Genomic DNA, 1756 nt, shown 5'->3' with positions numbered 1-1756 from the left:
TAGCCTGCATTATTCATGAAGAAAAAACAAAACAAAAAAAATAAAAAATTGGCATCAAAAACGATTTTTTATTAAAGGGATTTTTAAAAAGTAGTGGATTTTGGCTAATCCCATCACAAAAAACTAGCGGAAAAGAGGAAAAAAGCCTAAAATAATGTTATATAGATACAATAATCCTATGAGATATAGATGTTAGAAAAAAATTAATTGTTGACCAGAAGATAATCTTTGTACCATTAAGAGAATGTCATCCCGAAAAGGACAATGAGCAGCTAATTCTACTAAAGTTCTTCTAACAGAAACACTAACTTTCGCAGCTATTTTTATGATGGTTTCCCTCAGACGAGAAACTTGAGCGATCGCTAAAGAAGTTCCCTTTGCAGAAGCCCGAAGTTCAAGCATTAAAATGTAAGCTGCTTGGCAGAGAAATAAGCGAAATTGATTGACAATAAATTTATGACAACTGAGACGATCTGCATTAATCCCTAGTTTTAATTCCTTGATTCTATGCTCAGAACTGGCTCCTCTTTGGACATAAAAATTATCATAAAGTTCTTGTGCCTCTGTCTCCAAATTAGTTACCAAAAATCGAGGATTGCCACCTTTTTCTAGCCATTCTGCTTTCATCACAATTCGACGAGGTTTATCCCAGCTTTTGGCAGCATAATATACATCTGAGAATAAACGAGCTTTTTCTTGAGTGCGAAAATACTGTAATCGGGCAAGGTCAAGAAGGTAATTAATTTTCCGTTTTAAAACAGCATTACTACTAAAACCAAAAACATATTTGACATCTTTTTTTTCGCACAGATTAATGATTTCAGGTAAAGAAAACCCCCCATCGCCTCGTAAGATTATTTTGACATTAGGCCAAGCTTTTCTTAAACGCCAAAATAACCATCTTAGTAATCCTAAAACTCCTTTCCCTGCGTGAGAATTTCCTGGTCTTAAGTGTAAAATTAAAGGATAACCACTGCTCGCTTCATTAACTAATACAGGAAAATAAATTTGATGTCCATAATAACCATGAAATAAGCTTAACTGTTGATGTCCATGAGTGTAAGCATCAAATCCATCTATATCTAATACTATTTGTTCTGGGGCTGAGGGATAATTTTGAAGAAATTTATCGACAAAAAAACGACGTATCCTTTTAATTTCTTGTTTAGTTATTCGATTTTCTAGTCGACTAATTGTCGGTTGACTAGCTAATAATTCTGCTCCTATTTTGGGAATTTTATCACAAATAATCTTAAAAATTGGGTCATGACGTAAGTCATTACTATCTAAGGTATCGACCTATCCTGCTGCTATTTGATAGATTCTTTGACTGAGTAACTGAAACAGAGGATGCTTAACTTTATGTTGTTCTCTTTTATCTTCTAAACAATTGGCTATGCCTTCACACATTTTTAAATTTTCTTCTGCTTGCTTAATTAGCAATAATCCAGCGTCAGAACTTAAATCTAATCCAGAAAACTTGACCTCTAAAGGCTTCTGGGTAGCAAAATTAAAGGGGAGATTGGTAGCAAACTCTGTCATAAAAAATGGGACTAATTACCTTACTTTATTGCTCTATTTATTAGAGACTAAAATGGAATTTTTGACCATATTTTCTTCTATTATTTTAGATAATTAAACAATCATGAGTTAGTAATAGATAGAGATCACAGACTGTTGTGGGACTCAAATTGCTATGTTTGAGACTGCATAAGGCTTTCAAGCTTTTTCTTGATTCTCTCATGAATAATGCAGG

1 pseudogene is annotated in these 1756 nt (G+C 33.4%); it reads right to left on the bottom strand.

The annotated features are described in order from the left end of the window. Positions 1 to 192: 192 nt before the first annotated feature. Positions 193 to 1542: pseudogene (locus VB715_RS21920) on the bottom strand (IS1380 family transposase). Between the last annotated feature and the right edge of the window lie 214 nt (positions 1543 to 1756).

This window comes from Crocosphaera sp. UHCC 0190 (assembly GCF_034932065.1).
Classification (GTDB): Bacteria; Cyanobacteriota; Cyanobacteriia; order Cyanobacteriales; family Microcystaceae; genus UHCC-0190.
Note: the sequence above shows the minus strand (reverse complement) of the source record. Positions and strands in the feature narration are given on the sequence as shown.